The 21664-nt window shown below is 66.6% G+C and carries 16 protein-coding genes and 1 pseudogene; 4 read left to right on the top strand and 13 right to left on the bottom strand.

Annotation, left to right across the window (positions count from 1 at the left end):
• Positions 1-65: 65 nt before the first annotated feature.
• The 3 genes from ACQY8B_RS08405 to ACQY8B_RS08395 all read right to left on the bottom strand — a co-directional run bounded on the left by ACQY8B_RS08405 (position 66) and on the right by ACQY8B_RS08395 (position 3800).
• Entirely contained in the window at positions 66-1862 is a 1797-nt protein-coding gene (locus tag ACQY8B_RS08405; protein ID WP_422086285.1) for a pseudouridine synthase, read from the bottom strand.
• Positions 1859-2671 carry an SMC-Scp complex subunit ScpB gene (gene scpB / locus ACQY8B_RS08400; RefSeq protein ID WP_422086284.1) on the bottom strand — a complete coding sequence of 271 codons (813 nt, stop codon included), beginning with the start codon at positions 2669-2671 and terminating at the stop codon, positions 1859-1861. Before scpB ends, ACQY8B_RS08405 begins: the two co-directional genes overlap by 4 nt.
• Before the next feature lie 130 nt (positions 2672-2801).
• Positions 2802-3800, bottom strand: a complete 999-nt coding sequence (locus ACQY8B_RS08395) for an RluA family pseudouridine synthase (protein ID WP_422086283.1) — start codon at positions 3798-3800, stop codon at positions 2802-2804.
• Between the two features lie 50 nt (positions 3801-3850).
• Between ACQY8B_RS08395 and ACQY8B_RS08390 the strand changes: the two genes are divergently transcribed.
• Positions 3851-4657: an outer membrane protein assembly factor BamD gene (locus tag ACQY8B_RS08390; protein WP_422086282.1), complete on the top strand. Its 807-nt coding sequence runs from the start codon at positions 3851-3853 to the stop codon at positions 4655-4657.
• A gap of 30 nt (positions 4658-4687) precedes the next feature.
• Here the strand turns inward: ACQY8B_RS08390 and ACQY8B_RS08385 are convergent, their stop codons facing one another.
• Positions 4688-6775: an ATP-dependent DNA helicase gene (locus ACQY8B_RS08385; protein WP_422086281.1), complete on the bottom strand. Its 2088-nt coding sequence runs from the start codon at positions 6773-6775 to the stop codon at positions 4688-4690.
• Positions 6772-6975 (bottom strand): YdcH family protein, encoded by a 204-nt coding sequence (locus tag ACQY8B_RS08380; protein ID WP_422086280.1) that lies wholly within the window; start codon positions 6973-6975, stop codon positions 6772-6774. Before ACQY8B_RS08380 ends, ACQY8B_RS08385 begins: the two co-directional genes overlap by 4 nt.
• 106 nt (positions 6976-7081) lie before the next feature.
• Here ACQY8B_RS08380 and ACQY8B_RS08375 point away from each other — a divergent pair, with 106 nt between their 5' ends.
• Positions 7082-7852 carry a PP2C family protein-serine/threonine phosphatase gene (locus ACQY8B_RS08375; protein ID WP_422086279.1) on the top strand — a complete coding sequence of 257 codons (771 nt, stop codon included), beginning with the start codon at positions 7082-7084 and terminating at the stop codon, positions 7850-7852.
• A gap of 30 nt (positions 7853-7882) precedes the next feature.
• On the opposite strand, the gene ACQY8B_RS08370 is transcribed toward ACQY8B_RS08375, so the two are convergent.
• The 8 genes and pseudogenes from ACQY8B_RS08370 to ACQY8B_RS08335 form a co-directional block, all read right to left on the bottom strand.
• Complete coding sequence (locus ACQY8B_RS08370) at positions 7883-8557, bottom strand: hypothetical protein (protein WP_422086278.1); 675 nt, start codon at positions 8555-8557, stop codon at positions 7883-7885.
• A complete protein-coding gene (gene zapE / locus ACQY8B_RS08365) occupies positions 8554-9654 on the bottom strand; it encodes a cell division protein ZapE (protein WP_422086277.1) in 1101 nt (366 codons plus the stop codon). The genes ACQY8B_RS08370 and zapE overlap by 4 nt, the downstream gene beginning before the upstream one ends.
• A 4-nt stretch (positions 9655-9658) precedes the next feature.
• Positions 9659-11085, bottom strand: a pseudogene (gene lpdA / locus ACQY8B_RS08360) (dihydrolipoyl dehydrogenase).
• A gap of 145 nt (positions 11086-11230) precedes the next feature.
• Positions 11231-12496, bottom strand: coding sequence for a 2-oxoglutarate dehydrogenase complex dihydrolipoyllysine-residue succinyltransferase (gene odhB, locus ACQY8B_RS08355; RefSeq protein WP_422086275.1), 1266 nt, complete (start codon positions 12494-12496; stop codon positions 11231-11233).
• A gap of 55 nt (positions 12497-12551) precedes the next feature.
• Positions 12552-15428: a 2-oxoglutarate dehydrogenase E1 component gene (locus ACQY8B_RS08350; protein ID WP_422086274.1), complete on the bottom strand. Its 2877-nt coding sequence runs from the start codon at positions 15426-15428 to the stop codon at positions 12552-12554.
• Between the two features lie 178 nt (positions 15429-15606).
• Entirely contained in the window at positions 15607-17520 is a 1914-nt protein-coding gene (locus ACQY8B_RS08345; RefSeq protein WP_422086273.1) for a propionate--CoA ligase, read from the bottom strand.
• A 144-nt stretch (positions 17521-17664) separates the two neighbouring features.
• Positions 17665-18270, bottom strand: a complete 606-nt coding sequence (locus ACQY8B_RS08340; protein WP_422086272.1) for an isochorismatase family protein — start codon at positions 18268-18270, stop codon at positions 17665-17667.
• 34 nt (positions 18271-18304) lie between these two features.
• Positions 18305-18955, bottom strand: coding sequence for a TetR/AcrR family transcriptional regulator (locus ACQY8B_RS08335; protein WP_422086271.1), 651 nt, complete (start codon positions 18953-18955; stop codon positions 18305-18307).
• A gap of 96 nt (positions 18956-19051) precedes the next feature.
• On the opposite strand from ACQY8B_RS08335, the gene ACQY8B_RS08330 reads away from it, so the two are divergent.
• Both ACQY8B_RS08330 and ACQY8B_RS08325 read left to right on the top strand, forming a co-directional pair.
• On the top strand, positions 19052-20674 hold the full coding sequence (locus ACQY8B_RS08330; RefSeq protein WP_422086270.1) for a 4-hydroxyphenylacetate 3-hydroxylase family protein: 1623 nt from the start codon (positions 19052-19054) through the stop codon (positions 20672-20674).
• A 10-nt stretch (positions 20675-20684) separates the two neighbouring features.
• Positions 20685-21479, top strand: a complete 795-nt coding sequence (locus ACQY8B_RS08325) for an alpha/beta fold hydrolase (protein WP_422086269.1) — start codon at positions 20685-20687, stop codon at positions 21477-21479.
• The last annotated feature ends 185 nt before the right edge of the window (positions 21480-21664 follow it).

Genomic DNA, 21664 nt, shown 5'->3' with positions numbered 1-21664 from the left:
TTAACCGGCGCAGCCCCCTGGGCTCATGAAAACCCCGCGAAAGGCCGCGCTCCGACGGGAGACTTTCAGCGCCCGCGGCGACGTCCGCCACCCGCGTTGCCGAAGCCGCCTCCGCCACCTCCTCCACCACCGCGGCGGCCGGGGCCTCCGCGCTGCTCCTTGCGCTGTCGCGAGAAGCTGTCGGCGCCGATGTAACCAAGCGAGGTCTTCATCGGATCGGGCTGGTTGACTCCGCTCGGCTGGCGGTCGTCCCCCTGGCGATTGCCGCCGCCCTTGCCGCGGCGTCCCTGGCCTTGTCCTTGGGGCTGCTGGCCGCCGTTACCGCCACCACCCCGATTGGGGCGTGGGCCACGGTCTCCGCGCGGTGGACGGCCGTCGCCCAACGGGTTCGGAATCGGCGCTTCGCCGCGGTTGCCGTCGTCGCGCATCTCGCGCGGCTGGCCGCCACCCTGGCCGCCGTTGCGGTTGCCGCGGCGCTTCTTGTTGCGTCCGTTGCGACCATTGTTTCCACCGCCTTCCTGGCCAGGACCGCGTTGCTGCGGACCGGGTCGGGCGACAGCGCCACCTGAAGCCTGGAACAGCGCGCGGATGTCGCGCTCGTCGAGCTCCATCCAGGCGCCGCGCTTCAGGCCGCGCGGCAGCACCATCGCGCCATAGCGGATACGGATCAGCCGGCTGACCGCATGGCCGACCGACTCGAACAGGCGGCGCACCTCGCGGTTGCGGCCTTCGGAAATCGTCACGCGATACCAGCAGTTGGAGCCTTCGCCGCCGCCGTCCTCGATGGTGCCGAACTGGGCCATGCCGTCGTCCAGGCGCACCCCGTCGAGCAGCTTTTGCTTCTCTTCGCTGGTGAGCGCGCCCAGCACGCGCACTGCGTACTCGCGCTCAAGGCCGAAGCGCGGGTGCATGAGCTGGTTGGCCAGATCGCCGGAGCTGCTGAACAGCAGCAGGCCTTCGGTGTTCAGGTCGAGCCGGCCGACCGATTGCCACTTGCCCTGCTGCAGGCGCGGCAGCTTGCGGAACACGGTGGGCCGGTTCTGCGGATCGTCATGCGTGACCACTTCGCCGGTGGGCTTGTGGTACGCAATGACACGCGGCGGAGGAGGCGCGATACGGTAGCGGATGGGCTTGCCGTTGATCTTGACCTGATCGCCGTACTGGATGCGCTGGCCGATGTGGGCCGGCTCGTTGTTGACGGAAATGCGCCCCTGGAGAATCAGTTGCTCCATTTCGAGCCGCGAACCGAGGCCCGCCTGCGCCAGCACCTTGTGCAGCTTGGGCGAGTCGGCCTCTGGCAGCAGCACGCGCTTGAGCGGCGGGACTTCGGGGCTTTCCTCGTCGGCGTCGAACTGGCCGGAAATGACGTCGGCGAATCGGATCGGCTCGGGCGGCAGCGCATTGCGCTGCTCGCGCTCGGCGGCTCGGCGGGCGCGATCGAGGTCGTCTTCTTCCTCGTCGGGCTCTTCCTCTTCCTCGTCGTCTTCCTCGCTGTAGTCGCGGGCCGGTTCGGCGGCAACGGGCTCGGGCGCCCGCGCAGGCTCTTTTGCCACCTCGGCCACGACCTCGACCTCGACCTCGACCACGGGCGCAGCGTCAGCCACAGGCGACGGTGCTTCTTCGGACACCGACTGCTCCGCCGGCTCCACGACCTTCTTCTTGCGGGGCGCGCGCGGCTTCTTGGGCACCTCAGCCTCGGCCGCTGGCTCCGCCGGCGCAACCGACACTTCGGATACAGCCTCCGGCGCCACCGACTCGGCAGCGGCAACCGCGGCCTTCCTGGGCGCGGCCGCCCTTTTCTTCTTCTTGACTTCGGGCTCGGCCGGCAGCATTGCCGCGTCGTCGGTGTCGGATGGGCTCATGAGGTTTTTCCGGGAGAAACTGCTTGGGGATCGGCCTCGTCATCGGACGGACCGTCGGGTTCTTGTTGTTCGGGCTCTTGCGCCAGAACGGGTTCGGCGGCCGAAGGCGCCTCGGATTCATCGGCGGCGGCGGCGTTTTCGGCGACTTGCGCCTGCGCGGCCTCCACGGCTTCAGCAGCCTCGGACAGCACTTCCGCCGGCACGGGCACTTCGGCGGGCTCCTCGACGGCATCCATCGGCAACCCCTGCTGCTCGCCGGATGCCTGCTCGAGCGCGTCGACCAGGGCGGCCTGCTGCGCGGGCGTCTCGATCAGCGGCAGCTGGTCAAGCGACGCCAGGCCGAGGTCGTCAAGGAACTGCCGCGTGGTTGCGTACAGCGCCGGCCTGCCGACGGTTTCGCGGTGGCCGATCACCTCGACCCAACCGCGGTCTTCGAGCTGCTTGAGGATCAACGAGTTGATCGTCACGCCGCGGATGTCTTCCATGTCGCCGCGCGTCGCGGGCTGGCGGTACGCGATGATGGCCAGCGTCTCGAGGGCGGCGCGCGTGTAGCGCGGCGGCTTCTCGGGGTGCAGCCGGTCGAGATGATCGCGCATCTCGGGCCGGCTCTGGAAACGCCAGCCGCTGCCGACGCTCACAAGCTCCAGGCCGCGCTGCGCCCAGTCTTCCTGCAATTCAAGCAACAGCACCTTGATGGTGTCCACGCCCAGCTCGTCGTCGAACAGCACGCGCATGTCGCGCACCGGCAGCGGCTGGCTCGAACAGATCAAGGCGGTTTCGAGAATGCGCTTGGCATCCGCCGTATTCATGGTTCGCGTTATCCGGGAAAAGGCGCCTGGGTAGACGCTGGCTCACAAGGATGAAAGGAGTAGGCGTTGCCGGCACGCGGCGAATGCAACGCAAGGCCGGCATCGGATGGCCGGCGCGGCCCTCGGGCCGTCAGGCGCGATTGTAATCCAGCCCCCAGGACTGCAAAGCCTGAACCAGGTCGGGCGGCGGCGGCGAGCGGAACTCCATGGCTTCCTGGGTCACCGGATGCACGAAGGCCAGCCGGAACGCATGGAGCGCCTGGCGCGACAGGCCGGCGGCCGGCGCGCCGCCGTAAAGCGCGTCTCCCACCAGCGGATGCCCTATCGACGCCATGTGCACGCGGATCTGGTGGGTGCGGCCGGTTTCGAGGGTACAGCGCACCATGCAGCCTTCGGAATGGCTGTCGAGCCGCTCGATCAGCGTGCGCGCGGTCTTGCCCGCATGGCGTTCCAGGTCGACCACGGCCATGCGCAGCCGGTTGCGCGGGTCCCGCCCGATGGGCGCATCGACCTGCCGGGCCGCCGCGCCAACCCAGGGCTTGTGCCCGATCGCAAGGTACTGCCGCTTGACCTCGCGCGCGGCGATCAACGCGACCATCGCGTCCATCGTCGCCCGCGTGCGCGCAACCACCATCAGCCCGCTCGTGTCGCGGTCGAGCCGGTGAACGATGCCGGCGCGCGGCAGCAGCACGGCCTTCGGGTCGAGCGCCAGCAGTCCGTTGAGCAACGTGCCGCTCCAATGCCCGGGCGCTGGATGCACGACCAGCCCGGCAGGCTTGTCGACGATGCGCAGATGCTCATCCTCGTACACGGTGACGAGGTCCATGGGCTCTGGCCGGAAAGCCTGGCTCTGGGGCGTGGGCCGCAGCTCGATGCGCCCCACCTGCCCCGCCTTGACGCCGGCCGAGACCTTGGTGACGGTGCGCCCCTGCAGCTCGACGGCACCCGCCTCGATGAGCTGCTGGAGGTAACTGCGGGAAAACTCGGGCACCAGTGCAGCCAGCGCGCGGTCCAGTCGCTGGCCATGCTGGGCCGAATCGATGGTGAAGGGCCGCAGTTCGCTGGCCTCGGCCGGGTCGGCGCCCTCCTCGTGTTCGGCCGCCTCCTGGTTCTCGGGGGTATTGCCCAAAGGGTCGGTCGATATAATTGAGGGTAACTGTTTCACGAAAGCCGTATGTGATGTTTCGCGCCAAATTATCGGTCCCTACCTGGATCGCGCTCAGCGCGGCGGCCCTGCTCGCAGCCGGCTGCTCGTCGACCACCGTCGACAAGACCGCGAACTGGAGTCCCAACAAGATCTACGCGGAAGCCAAGGACGAGGCCGGATCGGGAGCCTACGACAAGGCCGTTCCGCTCTACGAGAAGCTCGAAGGGCGCGCCGCCGGCACGCCGCTCGCGCAGCAGGCCCAGCTGGAAAAAGCCTACGCCCAGTACAAGTCGGGCGAAAAGGCCAGCGCCATCGCCACCATCGACCGCTTCATGAAGCTGCACCCGGCGAGCCCCGCGCTCGACTACGCGCTCTACCTGAAGGGCGTGATCAACTTCAACGACGACCTCGGCATGTTCGCGTTCCTCACGCGCCAGGACCTGTCCGAGCGCGACCAGAAGGCGGCCAAGGAGTCGTTCGAGTCGTTCAAGGACCTCGTGACCCGCTTCCCCGAGTCGCGCTACGCCCCTGACGCGCGCCAGCGCATGAACTACATCGTGAACTCGCTCGCGCAGTACGAGGTTCACGTGGCCCGCTACTACTACTCGCGCGGCGCCTACCTGGCAGCCATCAACCGTGCCCAGATCGCACTGTCCGACTACCGCGAAGTGCCGGCGCTCGAGGAAGCCCTGTACATCATGGTGAAGTCGTACGATGCGCTCGGCATGAAGGACCTGCGCGACGACGCCCAGCGCGTGCTGACCACCAACTACCCCCAGAGCACCTACCTTGCCAACGGCTTCAAGGGCAAGGAAGACCCCTGGTGGAAGGTCTGGTAAGGCCAGCAGTCCTGAACAGGCGCGCTCCGGCTAGCTCCTGAGCGCGTCCAGCGCGGCGTCGAAATCCGCTTCGTTTTCGAGCCGCCGCATCGGCGGAAGCGCCGCCAGCAGGCGGCGGCCATAACCCATGGCAACCAGGCGGGTGTCGCAGATTGCCAGCACGCCGCTGTCGGTTTCCCGCCGGATCAACCGCCCCGCACCCTGCTTGAGCGCTACGGCCGCTTCGGGCAACGAATAATCCGCGAACGAACTGCGCCCCTGCGCCTCGAGACGCTGCGAGCGTGCCTCGACCAGGGGGTCGTTGGGCGGCGGGAACGGCAGCTTGTCGATCACCACCAGTTGCAGCGCATCGCCCGGCGCATCGAAGCCCTCCCAGAACGAAGCCGACGCCACCAGCACGCAGCCCGCACGCCCAGCGCTCGCGCCCTCGCGAAAGCGATCCATCAGCACCCGCTTGGGCAGTTCGCCCTGCACCAAGACCTCGGGGCGAGCTTCGGTCTCGAGCAGTTCGAACTGCTGCTTGATGGCGTCGCCAATGGTGCGCAAGGCGCGCAGCGTTGTCGTCAGCACCAGGGTGCGGCCGCCGAGTTCGGTGGCGCCGTGCGCAGCCAGCTGGGCGACACGTTGGCTGTGCGCGGGATCGTTGGGCTTGGGGAACACGCGAGGCACGTACAGCGCCGCCTGCGAGGCATAGTCGAACGGGCTCTGCACGCGCAGCACTTCGGCATCGTGCAGGCCGCAGGGCTCGGTGAACCAGCGCAGCGTGGGCTCGTCGCCCAGCGTGGCCGAGGTGAAGACCCAGGCTCGGCCGCTGTCTTCGTGCACCGGCGTCTCGCGGGCGGTCCGCTCGCCGTAGGCATCGAGTTCGTCGCCGTCTTCCGCGTCGCTGCCTTCGTCGGTATCCGACTCATCGGCAATCTTGAGCACGCGCTTGCGCATCGCATCGGCGATGTCGAGCGGCGACTCGATCAGCCGCAGTTGCGAGCCGACATCGACCCAGCGCACCGAGTCGACCTCGCAAGGCAGCGCGAAGCGCGCAGTGCGCTTGGCGAGCTGGCGTGCCCGCTCGTGCAGCCGCACGAAGTCGGGCGAAATCTCGCTGACGGTGGCCAGCCCTTCAGCCGCCAATTCAAATGAGTGCTGAAGGTCATCGAGCGCATGCTGCCAGGCGTCGGGATCGATGCCTTCCGGCGAAGGGCCCAGCCACCGCAGCTTGGCGCCCGGCCACTGCTTGCCGACCACAAGCCGAAGCTCGCGCGCGGCACGCTCGACGCCGGACACCAGTTGCTGCCAGTCGACCAGGCCACGCGCATGCTGAAGGCCCGAGCCCAGCATGTCGCGCGCGAAATCCAGCGCCTGTCCGCTGCCGAGCTGGGCGCCCAGGAACTGCACACCGGTTTCATTGAGCTGGTGCGCCTCGTCGAACACGACGACGCTCACCGTCGGCAGCAATTCCGCCATGCCGGTCTCGCGCACCGCGAGATCGGCAAAGAACAGGTGATGATTGATGACGACGATGTCGGCGGCGAGCGCCTCGCGCCGCGCCAGGTTGACGTGGCAGGCCTTGAACTGCGGGCACTGCGCGCCCAGGCAGTTCTCGCGGGTGGAAGTGATGAGCGGGATCAGCGGCGAACGCTCGTCCAGCCCCGGCAGCTCGGCCAGGTCACCGGTGCGAGTTGCCTTCGACCATTGCTCGATCTTGGCGAGCGTGCGCAGGCTGCCGCGCTCGGGCAGCGATGCGTCATGGCGTGCGGTGTCCAGGCGATGCAGGCAGAGGTAGCTGGCGCGCCCCTTGAGCAGCGCAGTGCGCACCGGCAGCCCGAAGGCCTCGACCAGCCGCGGCAGGTCGCGGCCGAACAGCTGGTCCTGCAGGGTCTTGGTGGCGGTGGACAGCAGCACGCGCTCGCCGCTCAGCAAGGCCGGCACGAGGTACGAGAAGGTCTTGCCCACCCCGGTACCAGCCTCGACCACGAGCACGCCGCCCTGGTCGATGGTGCGGGCCACGGCCATGGCCATCTCGGTCTGGCCCGAGCGTTCGCGGAACTGCTCGGCGGCACGCGACAGCGCGCCGTCTTGCGCGAATGCGTCGCGCACCTTGTCTTCGAGCGCGCCCGTCACGCCGGCTCTTTCGGGTCGAGCACGTTCTCAAGGCGCGTGATCTGGTCGCGCAATGCGAGGCGGCGCTTTTTGAGGCGCCGCAGCAGCAGCTCGTCTTGCGGCGAGCCTTCGGCCAGCCGGTCGATGGTGGCATCGAGATCGGCATGCTCGATACGCAGCTCGATCAGCTGCCGGGAAAGGGAATGAAGATTGGAGTCCAACGGTGGGGAGCGAACGCAGAGTTGGCGCGTCGCATGTTCATTCGATAATACGTCCTGACACGAATCCCCGAGAAGACAGAACCACGCGCTTCGGCGCACATGCCTCATGACTCAAGGCTTTCGACTAGCAGCGGCCACCGGACTCCACAAGGGAGACCGCCCGTACCAACAGGACCAGGTCTTGATGATGAGTCACCCGCGGGTGCCCGGCTGCGTGCTGGGCGTCGTTGCGGACGGCATGGGCGGTCGCAGTGGCGGGCGCAAGGCGTCCGACCAGGTGATGATGACCGCACGCCAGCTCTTCGCGCGCTACGCGCCGGGCCGCGACGACCCCGAAGTCCTGCTGAGGCAGATGCTGGAAGACTCGCACACGGTCATCAAGCTCACCGCCGTTTCCAGCGAACAGGAGCCCCACAGCACGCTGGCGGCCTTCCTGCTGAATCCCAAGGGCGAATGCGCCTGGATCCATGCCGGAGACTCGCGCATCTATCACTTCCACGACGGACAGCTCGTCAAGCGCACGCGCGACCATTCGTACGTGCAGGCGCTGATCGACCGCGGCCAGATCAGCGAGGCCGAAGCCAATACCCATCCGCAGGGAAACATCCTGCTGGGCTGCCTTGGCATGACCACGACGCCGCCGCCCATCGATCCGCACTACATTCCGAAGATGCAGTCCGGCGACCTGCTGATGGCATGCAGCGACGGGCTCTGGCACTACTTCACGCCCGAGGAAATGGCCAGCGTGCTGTACGCGCAACCACCGCGCGACGCGGTCGAAATCCTGGTGGGCGAAGCACGTCGCCGGGCGCGCGGCACCGGCGACAACATCTCCATTGCGGTCCTGAAGCTCGACGCGCTGCCAGTGACCGCCTGAGCGCGCCCGTTCGCGTTGGCAATTCGCGAATCAGGGTGCGGCCGGAGCCGGCGTGCCCGGCGCGGGAGGCGGCGGCAGCGGCGCGCCGCGCGGCTTGTCGTTCGACGCATTCCTGCGCTCGATGTCGGCCCTGTGCTCGGCGGCCCTCTTCTGCTTGTCCTGGAAGCGCTGGACGTTCGCCGACGCGTCCGCGCGAAGCCGGGCCGCCCTGGCCTGCTCGTCGGCGTGCGCCTGCTGCTTCGACTGGAATGCGCGCTCGCGCTCGGCATCGCCGGCGGCCGTGGAGGCTCGGCTGGACGCATGGTCGGCCGCGCGCTGCTCGCGGTCCTTCTGGTTCTGGATCGACTGTTCCTGCTTCTCTTTGGTGTCTTGCTCGCGCTGCGTGGCGGCCTTCTGGTCGAGCTTTTGCAGCTCTGCCGCGCCGCTGCGCTGGCGCTGGATGTCGTTGATCGCGGTTTCCTGGCGCTTGATGCTGTCGGACTGGATCCGGCGCCGTGTTCGGCTTTCGCTCAGGCAGTCTTCGACCGCGAATTTCTTGTAGCAGGCGGTCCGCTCTTCCAGGAAGCGCTTTTCCATGGCCTCGCGCTCGGACGAGAGCCTGCGCTTCTCGGCTTCGAGATCGACGGTGCCCGAGGCGGCATTGGACTGCGCCCACAACGGCAGGCTGGCCAACGACATCAACAGGACAAGGGCGAATTTTTTCATGTGAGTCGGGTGTCGACGATGCGGCGTTCCAGGGAAAGAAACTCGCTCGACTGCATTTCAGTGAGCCGGGAGACCGTGCGCGGGAATTCGTGCGACAGCGGACCCTCGGTGTACAACGCCTCGGGCGGAACCTCGGCCGACATGATGAGCTTGCAGCGCCGGTCGTACAAGACGTCGACGAGCCAGGTGAAACGGCGTGCTTCCGAAGCCATGCGCACGGGCATGTGCGGCACGTCGGACAGCAGTACCGTGTGGAACTGGCTGGCGATCTCCAGGTAGTCGTTCTGCGAACGCGGACCGCCGCACAGCGTCTTGAAGTCGAACCAGACCACGCCGCCGGCCTTGCGCCGCGCGCGGATCTCGCGCGACTCGATGTGCAGCACGGGGTTTTCGTCGGCCACCTCGGCCAGCTTGTCGAAGGCCTTGCGCATTTCCTTCTCGGCCGCCGCATCGTTGGGCGTGAGGTACATGCGCAGTTGCTCCAGCGTGCGGCGCCGGTAGTCGGTGCCGTTGTCGACGCTGAGCACCTCGAGCTTCTCGTTCAGGAGCGCGATGGCAGGCAGGATGCGGTCGCGATGCAACCCGCCGGGATAAAGATCGTCGGGCTTGAAGTTCGAGGTGGTGACGAAGCCCACGCCGTTCTCGAACAGCGACACCAGCAGCCGATGAAGAATCATCGCGTCGGTGATGTCCGCCACATGGAACTCGTCGAAACAGATCAGCTTGTAGCGCCTGGAAATGCGCAAGCCCAGTTCGTCGAGCGGATTGACCGTACCTTGCAGCTCGCGCAGTTCGCGGTGCACTTCGCGCATGAACTCGTGGAAGTGCAGGCGCGTCTTGCGCCGCAGCGGCACGGCGTTGAAGAAGAGGTCCATCAGGAAGCTCTTGCCCCGCCCGACGCCACCGTACATGTAGACGCCGCGCGGAAGCTCCGGCCGGTTGATGAACTTCTTCAGCGCATTCGAACGCTGGGCCTTGTACTCGGCCCATTCGTTGGCGCAGCGATCCAGCGCCTCCACGGCGCGCAGTTGCGCGGGATCGCTGTGGAACCCGCGCGCAGCGAGTTCCGCCTCGTAGGCCTGTTTGACGCTGGTCAAGAGATCAGAAGTTCAGCGTGCGCTTGTCGACAGCCAGCGCGGCTTCCTTCGTGGCTTCCGACAGCGACGGGTGCGCATGGCAGATGCGCGCGATGTCTTCCGCGCTCGCCTTGAACTCCATCGCCACGACGGCTTCGGAGATCAGCTCGCTGGCCTGCGGGCCCACGATGTGCACGCCCAGGATCTCGTCGGTCGCGGCGTCGGCCAGGAACTTGACCATGCCGGTCGTGTCGCCCAGTGCACGCGCGCGCCCATTCGCGAGGAACGGGAAGGTGCCGGCCTTGTAGGCGCGGCCTGCGGCCTTGAGCTGCTGCTCGGTCTGGCCGACCCATGCGATCTCGGGGCTCGTGTAGATCACCCATGGCACGGTGTTGAAGTTGACGTGGCCGTGCTGGCCCGCAATGCGCTCCGCCACTGCAACGCCCTCTTCCTCGGCCTTGTGCGCCAGCATCGGGCCGCGCACCACGTCGCCGATGGCCCAGACGTTGGGCAGGTTGGTCTTGCAGTCGTCGTCCACGGCGATGGCGCCGCGCTCGTCGAGCTTCAGGCCCACGGCTTCGGCGTTCAGGCCGATGGTGTTGGGCACGCGGCCGATCGACACGATCAGCTTGTCGACCTCCAGCGTCTGGGCTTCGCCCTTGGCATTGGTCCAGGCAACGCTCACGCCCTTCTTCGACGACTTGATCTCGCCGACCTTCACGCCGAGCTCGATCTTGAGCTTCTGCTTGTCGAAGGCCTTCTTGGCTTCCTTGGCGATCTGTTCGTCCACCGCGCCGAGGAAGTCGGCAGCGCTTCGAGCACCGTGACTTCCGCGCCGAGGCGACGCCACACCGAGCCCATTTCGAGGCCGATGACGCCCGAGCCGATCAGCCCCAGCTTCTTGGGCACCGCGCCGATGCGCAGCGCGCCGTCGTTCGAGAGGATGTTCTCCTCGTCGAACGGCGCGCCCGGCAGCGCACGGGCGTTGGAGCCGGTGGCGATGACGATGTGCTTGCCGCTGATCGACTCCTCGGCGGCGCCGGCCACCTTGAGTTCGTAGCCGGTTTCGTCCGTCTTCACAAACGAGGCACGACCGTGGAAGAACGTGATCTTGTTCTTCTTGAACAGGTACAGGATGCCGTCGTTGTTCTGCTTCACGACCTGGTCCTTGCGGGCCAGCATCTTGTCGATATCGAGGCCCAGGCCTTCGACCTTGATGCCGTGGTCGGCAAAGTGGTGGCCGGCCTGCTCGAAGTGCTCCGACGATTGCAGCAGCGCCTTCGAGGGGATGCAGCCGACGTTGGTGCAGGTGCCGCCCGGTGCCGGGCCGCCCTTGCCGTTCTTCCACTCGTCGACGCAGGCGACGTTGAAGCCGAGTTGCGCCGCGCGAATCGCGGCGATGTAACCGCCGGGGCCGCCACCGATGACGACGACGTCGAATTGTTTGCTCATTGGGTTTCCGTTTCAGTTGTCCATCGCGCTGCGTGAATCAGGGTTCCTTCGCGAACACCGCGGAACCGGCTTTGCCGGGCCGCAGGTGTTGCCCCCGCGAGGGGGTTGGCGAAGCGACACGAAGTGCGCGAAGACTGGGGGTGGATCAGATATCGAACAGCAGGCGCGACGGGTCTTCGAGCGCTTCCTTCATGGCGACCAGGCCCAGCACGGCTTCGCGGCCGTCGATGATGCGGTGGTCATAGCTCATGGCGAGGTAGTTCATCGGGCGGATGACGATCTGGCCGTTTTCCACCACGGCGCGGTCCTTGGTGGCGTGCACGCCCAGGATGGCCGACTGGGGCGGGTTGATGATCGGGGTCGAGAGCATCGAGCCGAAGGTGCCGCCGTTCGAGATGGAGAACGTGCCGCCGGTCATGTCTTCGATGCCCAGCTTGCCGTCTTGCGCCTTCTTGCCGAACTCGGCGATCTTCTTCTCGATGTCGGCGAAGCTCATCTGGTCGGCATTGCGCAGGATCGGCACCACCAGGCCGCGCGGCGAACCCACGGCGATGCCGATGTCGAAGTAGCCGTGGTACAGGATGTCGTTGCCGTCGACCGAGGCGTTGATCACCGGGTACTTCTTCAGCGCGTGCACGGCGGCCTTCACGAAGAAGGACATGAAGCCGAGCTTCACGCCGTGTTCCTTGGTGAAGCTGTCCTGGAAGCGCTTGCGCAGTTCCATGACCGGCGCCATGTTGACTTCGTTGAAGGTCGTCAGGATGGCGTTGGTCGATTGCGACTGCAGCAGGCGCTCGGCGATGCGGGCGCGCAGGCGGCTCATCGGCACGCGCTGTTCCGGACGCTCGCCCAGGTCGGGCGCGCCGGTGGGCGCTGCGACTTGCGGCAGCGCGGGCTTGGCGGCCGGCGTGGCGACGGTGGCGGCAGGTGCCGCGGGCTTGGCGCCCGAAGCCACGGCGCCGAGCACGTCGCCCTTGGTGACGCGGCCGTCCTTGCCGGTGCCGGCGACGTCGCTGGTCTTCAGGTTGTTGTCGGCCAGCAGCTTGGCGGCGGCGGGCATGGCCACGTCGGCCTTCGAGCCACCGGTGGCGGCGACTGCGGCGGCTGCCGGGGCAGGCGCAGCAGCCGCGGGGGCGGCAGCGGCAGCCGGGGCGGCGGCCGAAGCCTTGCCTTCGGTGTCGATCTTGGCGATCAGCTGCTCGGCCACCACGGTGGCGCCGTCGGGCTGCACGATTTCGGCCAGCACGCCAGCCGATGGCGCGGGCACCTCCAGCACGACCTTGTCGGTCTCGATCTCGATCAGGATTTCATCGACGGCGACGGCTTCGCCGGCCTTCTTCTTCCAGGTAAGCATGGTGGCCTCGGCCACGGATTCGGAAAGCTGGGGGACTTTGACTTCTACGATAGACATGTGGAGTGAGCTCCGTTTTGTTCTTCAGGGTGTTCGTGTGAAAAGGGACAGGCGATTACTTGGTCAGCACGAAGCCCTTGAGCTTGGCGAACGCGCCGTCGACCAGCGCCTTCTGCTGTTCCTGGTGCAGATGCGAGTAGCCCACCGCCGGCGATGCCGATGCGGCACGGCCGGAGTAGCCGAGCTTCTGGCCGTCCTGCATGTTTTCGTGGATGTAGTGCTGCACGAAGAACCAGGCACCCTGGTTCTGCGGCTCGTCCTGGCACCAGACCACGTCGACCAGGTTCGGGTACTTCTTGATCTCTGCGGCAAACGCCTTGTGCGGGAACGGATAGAGCTGCTCGACGCGGATGATCGCCACGTCTTCGCTGCCCAGTTCCTCGCGCTTCTTGGCCAGGTCGTAGTAGACCTTGCCCGAGCAGGCGATCAGGCGCTTGACCTTCTCTGCCTTCAGGCCCTTGCTGTCGGGAATGACGGTCTGGAAGCTGCCCTTGGTGAATTCGGCCAGCGGCGAGGTCGCGTCCTTGTTGCGCAGCAGCGACTTGGGCGTGAGGATGATCAGCGGCTTGCGCAGGTTGCGCACCATCTGGCGGCGCAGCACGTGGAAGATCTGGCTGGCCGTGGTGGGTTGCACCACCTGCATGTTGGTGTCCGCGCTCAGCTGCATGAAGCGCTCCAGGCGCGCCGAGCTGTGCTCGGGGCCCTGGCCTTCGTAGCCGTGCGGCAGCATCATGGTCAGGCCGTTGACGCGGCCCCACTTCACTTCGCCCGAGGCGATGAACTGGTCGATCACCACCTGAGCGCCGTTCACGAAGTCGCCGAACTGGGCTTCCCAGATGACGAGCGTGTTCGGGTCGTTCGAGGCGTAGCCGTATTCGAACGCGAGCACGGCTTCTTCCGACAGGATCGAGTCGATGACGACGAACGGAGCCTGGTTCTCGGCCACGTTCTGCAGCGGCGTGTAGGTGCCGGTGTCGAACTTCTCGCGGTTCTGGTCGTGCAGCACGGCGTGGCGGTGCGTGAACGTGCCGCGGCCGGAGTCTTCACCCGACAGGCGCACCGGGTAGCCGCTGGCCACCAGCGAGGCGAAGGCCATGTGCTCGCCCATGCCCCAGTCGACGTTGACGTCGCCGCGGCCCATGGCTGCGCGGTCGTCCAGCACCTTCTTCACGAGCGGATGCACCGTGAAGCCTTGCGGCACGGTGGTGATCTTCTCGGCCAGGCGCTTCCATTCAGTGGACGGAATGGCGGTGTCGCCGGCGTCGGTCCACTTCTTGTTGAGGTACGGGCTCCAGTCGACGGCGTACTTGCTCTTGAAGTTGGTGAGCACGGGGTCGACGGTGTTCTTGCCTTCGTCGAAAGCAGCGCGCTGCGCCTTGACCATGTCGTCGCCGAGCGTGTCGCCCAGGCCTTGAGCGGCCAGCTTGTCGGCGTACAGCTTGCGGGTGCCGGGGTGCTGGGCGATCTTCTTGTACATCAGCGGCTGGGTGAGCGAAGGGGTGTCCTGCTCGTTGTGGCCCAGCTTGCGGAAGCAGATGATGTCCACGACCACGTCCTTCTGGAATTCCATGCGGAAGTCCAGGGCGATCTGGGTGGCGAGCACCACGGCTTCGGGATCGTCGCCGTTCACGTGCAGCACGGGCGCCTCGATCATCTTGACGATGTCCGAGCAGTACAGCGTCGAGCGGCTGTCGCGCGGGTCGCTGGTGGTGAAGCCGATCTGGTTGTTGATGACGAAATGCACCGTACCGCCGGTGGAGTAGCCACGGGTTTCGGCCAGCGCCAGCGTTTCCATCACGACGCCCTGGCCTGCGAAGGCGGCGTCGCCGTGCACGATCACGGGCAGCACCTGCTTGCCCAGCGGGTCGCCGCGGCGGTCCATGCGGGCACGCACCGAGCCTTCGACCACGGGGTTCACGATTTCAAGGTGCGAGGGGTTGAACGCGAGGCTCAGGTGCACCGGGCCGCCGGGGGTGGTCACGTCCGAGCTGAAGCCCTGGTGGTACTTGACGTCGCCGCTGGGCAGCTCTTCGGGGGCGGTGTGGTCGAACTCGGCGAACAGGTCGGCCGGCATCTTGCCGAGCGAGTTGACCAGCACGTTCAGGCGGCCGCGGTGGGCCATGCCGATCACGATTTCCTGCACGCCCTTGACGCCGGCCTGGTTGATCAGCTCGTCCATCGCGACGATGAAGCTTTCGCCGCCTTCGAGCGAGAAACGCTTCTGGCCGACGTACTTGGTGTGCAGGAAGCGCTCGAGGCCTTCGGCGGCCGTCAGGCGGCTCAGCACGTGCTTCTTCTGCTCGGCGCTCAGCTTGGGGTTGGTGCGGGCGCTTTCGAGCCGCTGCTGCCACCAGCGCTTGTGGTTCTGGTCGGTGGTGTACATGTACTCGGCGCCCATCGTGCCGCAGTACGTTTCGCGCAAGGCGTTGAGCAGGTCGCGCAGCGACATGGTCTCCTTGCCGAAGAAGGTGTTGCTGGTGTTGAACACCGTCTCGAGGTCGGCATCGGTGAAACCGTAGAACGAGGGCTCGAGTTCCGGAATGGCGGGACGCTCGGCGCGCTTGAGCGGATCGAGGTCGGCCCAGCGGGCGCCGACGTTGCGGTAGGCGGCAATCAGCTGCTGGACGGAGGTGCGCTTGCGGCCGAGTTCGGAATCGGCGCCGCTGGCCTGCACGACCTTGGTCGTGCCCTGCTTCGCGCGTTCGGCGAAGGCGTTGATGACCGGCAGGTGCGGGACGTCGCGGGTGTTGGTGCCGTCGGCGGCGGGAACGTTCTGCAACGCGTCGAAATACGAACGCCAGTTGTCGGGCACGCTGCCGGGGTTGGAAAGGTAGTTTTCATACATCTCTTCGACATAGGGGGCATTGCCGCCGAAGAGGTATGTGTTGCCTTGATAGGCGGTGTACGCCGATGGCGTCGATGAATCGCTCATGATCCGCTGACCTTCGCTTCCCTGAAGGAAGCACTAGCTGGTTAAGAAACCTTCCGCGACACGGCTGAACCGGTTGGCGGATGCGACTGTGGCTGGGGAAGGGCCTGAGTACCTTGGCATTGTGCCACGTCAACCATATGACGGCTCAAAGGGAGCCTGCAACCCCCTTGGAGATAACTCAGGGCGAAGAAAGTAACTGTTTGATCTGCTGCAGCGTGGCGGGGTCGTCGATGGTGGTCAGGTCGCCCGGGTCGCGTTGCTCGCAGACGGCCTGGATGGCGCGGCGCAGCAATTTGCCGCTGCGCGTCTTGGGCAGGCCGCTCACGAAGCGCACGCGCGCGGGGCGGGCCAGCGCTCCGAGCTGGTCGGCCACCAGCTTCATGATCTCGCCCTCGAGCCTGAGCGCCAGGTCGGCATCGGCCACGGCCTTTCCGTCCTTCGGAACGACGAAGGCCATCGCGACCTGGCCCTTGAGCGCATCGGCCACGCCGACCACTGCCACTTCCGCGACGTTGGCATGGCCCGAAATGCTCTCCTCGATCTCGCGCGTGCCGAGGCGGTGGCCCGCCACGTTGATCACGTCGTCGGTGCGCCCGAGGATGTAGAAATAGCCGTCCTCGTCGCGAATGCCCCAGTCGAAGGTCGAATAGACCATCTTGCCGGGAACGCTTTTCCAGTAGGTGTCGACGAAGCGCGCATCGTCCTTCCACACGGTCTGCATGAAGCCGGGCGGGGTCGGCCCCTCGACCACGACCACGCCTTTCTCGTTGGCACCGGTCAGCTCCTCGCCGGTCGACTCGTGCAGGATCTTGATGCGGTAGCCGTACATCGGCACGCCCGGGCTGCCGAACTTGCTGGCCTTGGCTTCGACGCCGTTGGCAATGGTGATCATCGGCCAGCCCGATTCGGTCTGCCAGTAGTTGTCGATGATCGGCACGCCCAGGCCCTCGCTGATCCAGCGCGCGGTGGGCTCGTCGAGCGGCTCGCCGGCCAGGAACAGCGCGCGCAGGCTCGACAGGTCGTACTTCTTCAGCAGGGCCGGGTCCTGCTTCTTGAGCACGCGCACAGCGGTGGGCGCGCTGAACATCACCGTCACCTTGTATTTCTCGACGAGGCGCCACCAGATGCCGCCGTCGGGCTGGCGGTCGATGCCCTGCGTGGGCAGGCCCTCGTACATGATGGTGGCCATGCCCGCGATCAGCGGGCCGTAGACGATGTAGCTGTGGCCCACCACCCATCCGATGTCGCTGGTCGAGAAGTAGGTTTCGCCGGGCCGGCCGTCGAAGATGTGCTTCATGCTAGCGGCCAGCGCCACCGCGTAGCCGCCCACGTCGCGCTGCACGCCCTTGGGCCTGCCGGTGGTCCCGCTCGTGTAGATGGTGTAGCTGATGTCGGTCGAGGCGAGCCAGGTGCAGGGCACCTCGGCATCGATGTGCTTCTGGCGCAGGTCGGCGGTGAGGTGGTCGCGCCCTGCCGTCATTTCCATGGGAGCCAGGCCGCGGTCGGTGAGCAGCACGGCCGATGGCTTGTGCTTCGACAGCCGGATCGCCTCGTCGAGCAGCGGCTTGTACGCGATGACCTTGCCGCCCCGGGAGCCGGCATCGGCACTCACGACCACCTTGGGCTCGGCATCTTCGATGCGCGTGGCCAGCGAAACGCTCGCGAAGCCGCCGAACACCACGCAGTGGATAGCGCCGATGCGTGCGCAGGCCAGCATCGCGAACGCGGCCTCGGGAATCATCGGCATGTAGATGAGTACCCGGTCGCCCTTGCCGACACCGAGTTCGACAAGGCTGGCGGCGGTGCGCTGCACTTCGGCGTGCAGCTCGTCGAAGCTGTAGCTCTTTTCGACGCCGGTTTCAGTGGAAACGAAGATCAGCGCGGGCTGGCTGCCGCGCTCGGCCAGATGCCGGTCGACGGCGTTGTGGCACAGGTTGGTGGTGCCGCCCACGAACCAGCGCGCGAACGGCGGCTGGCTGGCGTCGAGGATCTGCTGCGCTGGGGTGTGCCAGTCGATCAGTTGGGCCTGCTCGGCCCAGAAGGCCTCGGGTGAATCCACGGACTGGCGATGGAACTGTTCAAAGCGGCTCATCTGGATTTGTCTCCGTTTTATGTTTTCGTTTCGGCTGTCGCACCAAAACTGAATTCATAATTATGGAGACCGATCTTGCAGCAAGCTGACGACCGGGACAATCCGGCCGAGCCCCACTCCGGCAGCCGCGCCGGGCTGCAGGGCTTAACGGATCAGGGCCTGCAGGTCGCGGAACGCCGGGTGCTCTGCGGTGCGCAGCCACTCGAAGCCGACCATCTCGGTCGTCACCAGCTCGGCGCCGGCACCGGCCAGCCGGTCGAACGCGGCGTCGCGGTTGCGCTCGGTGCGCGAGCTGCAGGCGTCGGTGACGACCCAGACTTCGAACTCGTCTTCCAGCAGGTCGAGCGCGGTCTGCAGCAGGCAGACGTGCGCTTCGCAGCCGGCGATCACGATGGTGTTGCGCTCTTCGGGCGCGGCCTGCGGCTTCTGCAGATGCTTCGGCAGGCTCCGGGCATTGCCTTGCGGGGCGGCCTTGGCCGGCGCGCGCAGCCACTCGCCCAGGCCCTCTTCCACGCCGCTGAAGTGCATCTTCGCCAGCGTCTTCTTGCACAGCGCACGGATGTCCGGCAGGTTCTCGCCCAGCTTGGACGGGTTCTGCTCGGTACCCCAGACCGGCACGTCGACCCATTTCGCCATCTGGCCGAGGCGCACGGCATTCTTCGCAACGGCCTCGTTTTCGAAGACCGCCGGCATCAGCCGCGCCTGGTAGTCGACCAGCACGAGTTGGGATTGCGAAGCGTCGAGCAGCATGAACAGATTCTTTCTTGTAGAGGTTTAGGTTGGGCTAAACCGTACCACCGAAAAGACCGGGTTTGGCCGCCTGGGCGGCAACGCGCTGCACGAGCTGCGCCACGTAGGTCTTGAACAGTGCGTCGGCCGACTGCCTGAACATGCGGATGCGCCCCGTGTGCTGCATCAGCAGCAGGCCCACACCGTGGGCGAACAGGGAGGTGTTCTCCCGCAGGGCGCCCTCCGCGTCGAGGCCCATGGCCTGCAGCGCTTCTTCGCAGGGGCGCAAGGCTTGATGCAGATGGTCGTTGAGTTCGTGGTCGAGCTCGCTGGTCAGGCCGCGCGGGCGCATGCCCTGCACCAGATAGAAGCCGAGGTCGAGTTCGCGCGGGTTCGCGGCGTAGAAGTCGAACCAGGCCTGGGCTTTGGCGGCGAGCGTCTTGTCAGGGCGGCCGTCGGACTCGGGCGCATCGGCGACGGCCGTCTGCAGACGCTGGATCGATTCGTCGAGCAACGCGCCGTAGATCGCTTCCTTGCTCTCGAAATAGGAGTAGATGGCGCCCGGCGTGTAGCCGGCCCTGCGCGCGATTTCGCGAATGCTCGCGCCCTCGATGCCGGCCTCCAGGAACACGGCGCGTGCGGCGTCGAGCACGAGCGCGCGGCGAGCGTCGGTGAGCGCTTGGCGGCGTTGGAGCTTGGCATGCATGGGCGGGACTATACAAAACTTCGAGCATTGATCAAAAAATTAAACAGTGTTCAAATTTTGCCCGGAAGCTCAGAAAACCCATGGAGACAAGAAACGATGAACGCCCCGCTCCCCACCACCACGCTGATGTCCGGCGCCGACTACCGCGAATCGCTGCGCCGCTACCGCCCCACCGTCTTCGTGGATGGCCGCCGCATAGAGAGCGTGGCCGACGAGCCCGCCTTCCAGCCCGGCATCAATGCCATCGCCCTCACCTACGACTACGCGCTGCGCAAGGAATACCAGCCGCTGATGACGGCGGTGCAGCACACCAGCGGCAAGCGCGTGAACCGGCTCTCGCACATCAACACCGGCTCCGGCGACCTGCTCAACAAGCTGGAGGCGGTGCGGCTGGTCTGCCAGGAAACTGGCTGCGCCCAGCGCTACCTGACGCATGACGCGCTCAACGCCATCGCCCAGGTGTCGGCCCGCATCGACGACGCGCGCGGCAGCACCGAGCACACCGCCCGTTTCCACGAGTACCTGCACCGCGTGCAGGACCAGGACCTGACGCTGGGCGTCGCCATGACCGACGCCAAGGGCGACCGCAGCCGCCGGCCGCACGAACAGACCAACGTCGACAGCTACCTGCACGTGGTGGAGCGCAATGCGCGCGGCATCGTCATTTCGGGCACCAAGGCCATCGTGACGGGAGCGCCCTATGTGCATGAGCTGCTGGTCATGCCCTGCCGCAACATGGGCAAGGAAGACGTCGACTTCGCCGTCTGCTGCGCCGTGCCGCTGGACGCGCCGGGGCTCACCATCGTCGCCCGCCCCGCCGGGCGCCCCGGGGAAAAGCTCGAGCATGGCGACGCCCTCTTCAGCCGCAAGTACGGCCAGAGCACCGGCGTATGCATGTTCGACAAGGTCTTCGTGCCCTGGGAGCGCGTGTTCTACGCCGGGGAATGGGAGCATTCCGGCCACCTGACCTACAGCTACGCCACGCACCACCGCCACAGCTGCATCGGCGCGCGGGCGGGCTTCGGCGACCTGCTGATCGGCGCCGGCGCGCTCATGTGCGAGGCCAACGGCTTCGACCCGGGCAAGGAAAGCCACCTGCGCGAGCAGATGGTCGAGCTCATCACCATCACCGAGAGCTTCTTCGCCTGCGGCGTGGCGGCCAGCGTCTACGGCAAGGCCGACGAGCGCTGCGAGGTCTTCATGCCCGACCCGGTGTTCAGCAACATCGGCAAGCTGCTGCTGGCCACGAAGATCTACGACATGCACCGCATCGCCCACTACGTGAGCGGCGGGCTCATCGTCACCCTCCCCGGCCCCGACGAAGACCACAACCCAGAGACCGCCGCACGACTGTCGGACGTGCTGCGCGCCAACCCGGCCATCCCCTACGAGCAGCGCATCGAGACCGCCCGCTTCATCGAAGACCTGACGGCCGGCTACCAGGGCGGCTGGTACAGCGTGATCAGCCTGCACGGCGGCGGCTCGCCGGCGGCCATGAAGCAGGAAATCTGGCGCAACTACCCGGTCGGCTCCAAGGTCGAGCTGGTGGAGCGAATCCTCGAACGCGGCATTGCGGCCGATGGATCGCCCGCCGCCGCGCCGCACGACCCGGCACGCGCCATCACCCGCAACCGCCAGCCCGGCAAATGCTGCGACACCGGCTGCACCACGCCAGGGCAACCGGTAATGGTCGACCTGCCGGCGTCTCGCCGCGCCTAAACTGCGGCGCATGAAGCTTCTGTCGACACGTCTTTGCCTTGCAGCCCTGGGAATCGGAGCGGCCCTGCTGGTCGCCGCCTGCGGCGGCATACGCAAGGCCACCGTGCCGATGGCGACCACACTCGAGAAGAGCAATTGCGCACGGAACGTCGACACGCTGCTGGTCATGCTGCCCGGCGCCTATTCCACCCCCGACGAATTCACGCGCGAGGGCTTCGTCGATGCCGTGCGCGACGCCCGGCTCGCCGCGGACGTGATGCTGGTCGACGCACACCTGGGCTACTACCACAACAAGAGCATCCTCGAACGCCTGAGCGCCGACGTGATGGTGCCGGCACGCCAGCATGGCTACCGCCATATCTGGATCGTCGGCATCTCGGTCGGCGGATTCGGCGGCCTGCTGTATGCGCAGACCCATCCCGGCGAACTCTCCGGCGTGGTGACGCTCGCGCCCTACCTGGGCGAACGCGCGCAGAGCACCGACATTGCCAACGCCGGCGGCCTCGCGCAATGGCGCGGCCCGCTGGCGGATCCGGGCGAAGGCATTCCCCGCGCGCCGAACGAAACACAGCTCTGGCAATGGTTGCGCGGCTACGTGGGCTTCACGCAGACCGCGGCGCCGCGCCCACCGCTCTACCTGGGCTACGGCGTGGACGACCGTTTCGCCTTCAGCCACCGGCTGCTTGCGGCGGCCCTGCCCGCGGAACGCGTCTTCACCACCGAAGGCGGCCACGACTGGCCCGAGTGGAAGCGCCTGTGGCAACGCATGCTGCCGACGCTGCCGCTGCCGGGCTGCCCCGGCTGATGGCCGCGCTTTAGCCAAACAGCAGGCACAGCAGCCAGTGAGCGTCTCGCTGCGCATCTGCGCGACAGCACGGCAAAAGCCCAGCCCAATGACGGCGAAAAAATTCCAAGAAGACGCATCGGTGCACTAGCCCGCAAGTTCATGTCTTTTTCCGTCGGATGACATCATCTTGGCGAGATATGGCG

The sequence above is a fragment of the Variovorax sp. genome, from assembly GCF_965279555.1.
Taxonomy (GTDB): Bacteria; Pseudomonadota; Gammaproteobacteria; order Burkholderiales; family Burkholderiaceae_C; genus Variovorax.
This window is presented reverse-complemented; position numbering and strand designations above follow the sequence as displayed.

What these genes read in the sequence shown, in the direction of transcription:
- ACQY8B_RS08340 (WP_422086272.1), bottom strand. Translation starts at nt 18,270, where the DNA reads ATGCTGCTCGACGCTTCGCAATCCCAACTCGTGCTGGTCGACTACCAG.
- ACQY8B_RS08345 (WP_422086273.1), bottom strand. Translation starts at nt 17,520, where the DNA reads ATGAGCCGCTTTGAACAGTTCCATCGCCAGTCCGTGGATTCACCCGAG.
- ACQY8B_RS08405 (WP_422086285.1), bottom strand. Translation starts at nt 1,862, where the DNA reads ATGAGCCCATCCGACACCGACGACGCGGCAATGCTGCCGGCCGAGCCC.
- ACQY8B_RS08330 (WP_422086270.1), top strand. Translation starts at nt 19,052, where the DNA reads ATGAACGCCCCGCTCCCCACCACCACGCTGATGTCCGGCGCCGACTAC.
- ACQY8B_RS08335 (WP_422086271.1), bottom strand. Translation starts at nt 18,955, where the DNA reads ATGCATGCCAAGCTCCAACGCCGCCAAGCGCTCACCGACGCTCGCCGC.
- ACQY8B_RS08370 (WP_422086278.1), bottom strand. Translation starts at nt 8,557, where the DNA reads ATGAAAAAATTCGCCCTTGTCCTGTTGATGTCGTTGGCCAGCCTGCCG.
- odhB (WP_422086275.1), bottom strand. Translation starts at nt 12,496, where the DNA reads ATGTCTATCGTAGAAGTCAAAGTCCCCCAGCTTTCCGAATCCGTGGCC.
- ACQY8B_RS08375 (WP_422086279.1), top strand. Translation starts at nt 7,082, where the DNA reads ATGACTCAAGGCTTTCGACTAGCAGCGGCCACCGGACTCCACAAGGGA.
- ACQY8B_RS08390 (WP_422086282.1), top strand. Translation starts at nt 3,851, where the DNA reads ATGTTTCGCGCCAAATTATCGGTCCCTACCTGGATCGCGCTCAGCGCG.
- ACQY8B_RS08325 (WP_422086269.1), top strand. Translation starts at nt 20,685, where the DNA reads ATGAAGCTTCTGTCGACACGTCTTTGCCTTGCAGCCCTGGGAATCGGA.
- ACQY8B_RS08350 (WP_422086274.1), bottom strand. Translation starts at nt 15,428, where the DNA reads ATGAGCGATTCATCGACGCCATCGGCGTACACCGCCTATCAAGGCAAC.
- scpB (WP_422086284.1), bottom strand. Translation starts at nt 2,671, where the DNA reads ATGAATACGGCGGATGCCAAGCGCATTCTCGAAACCGCCTTGATCTGT.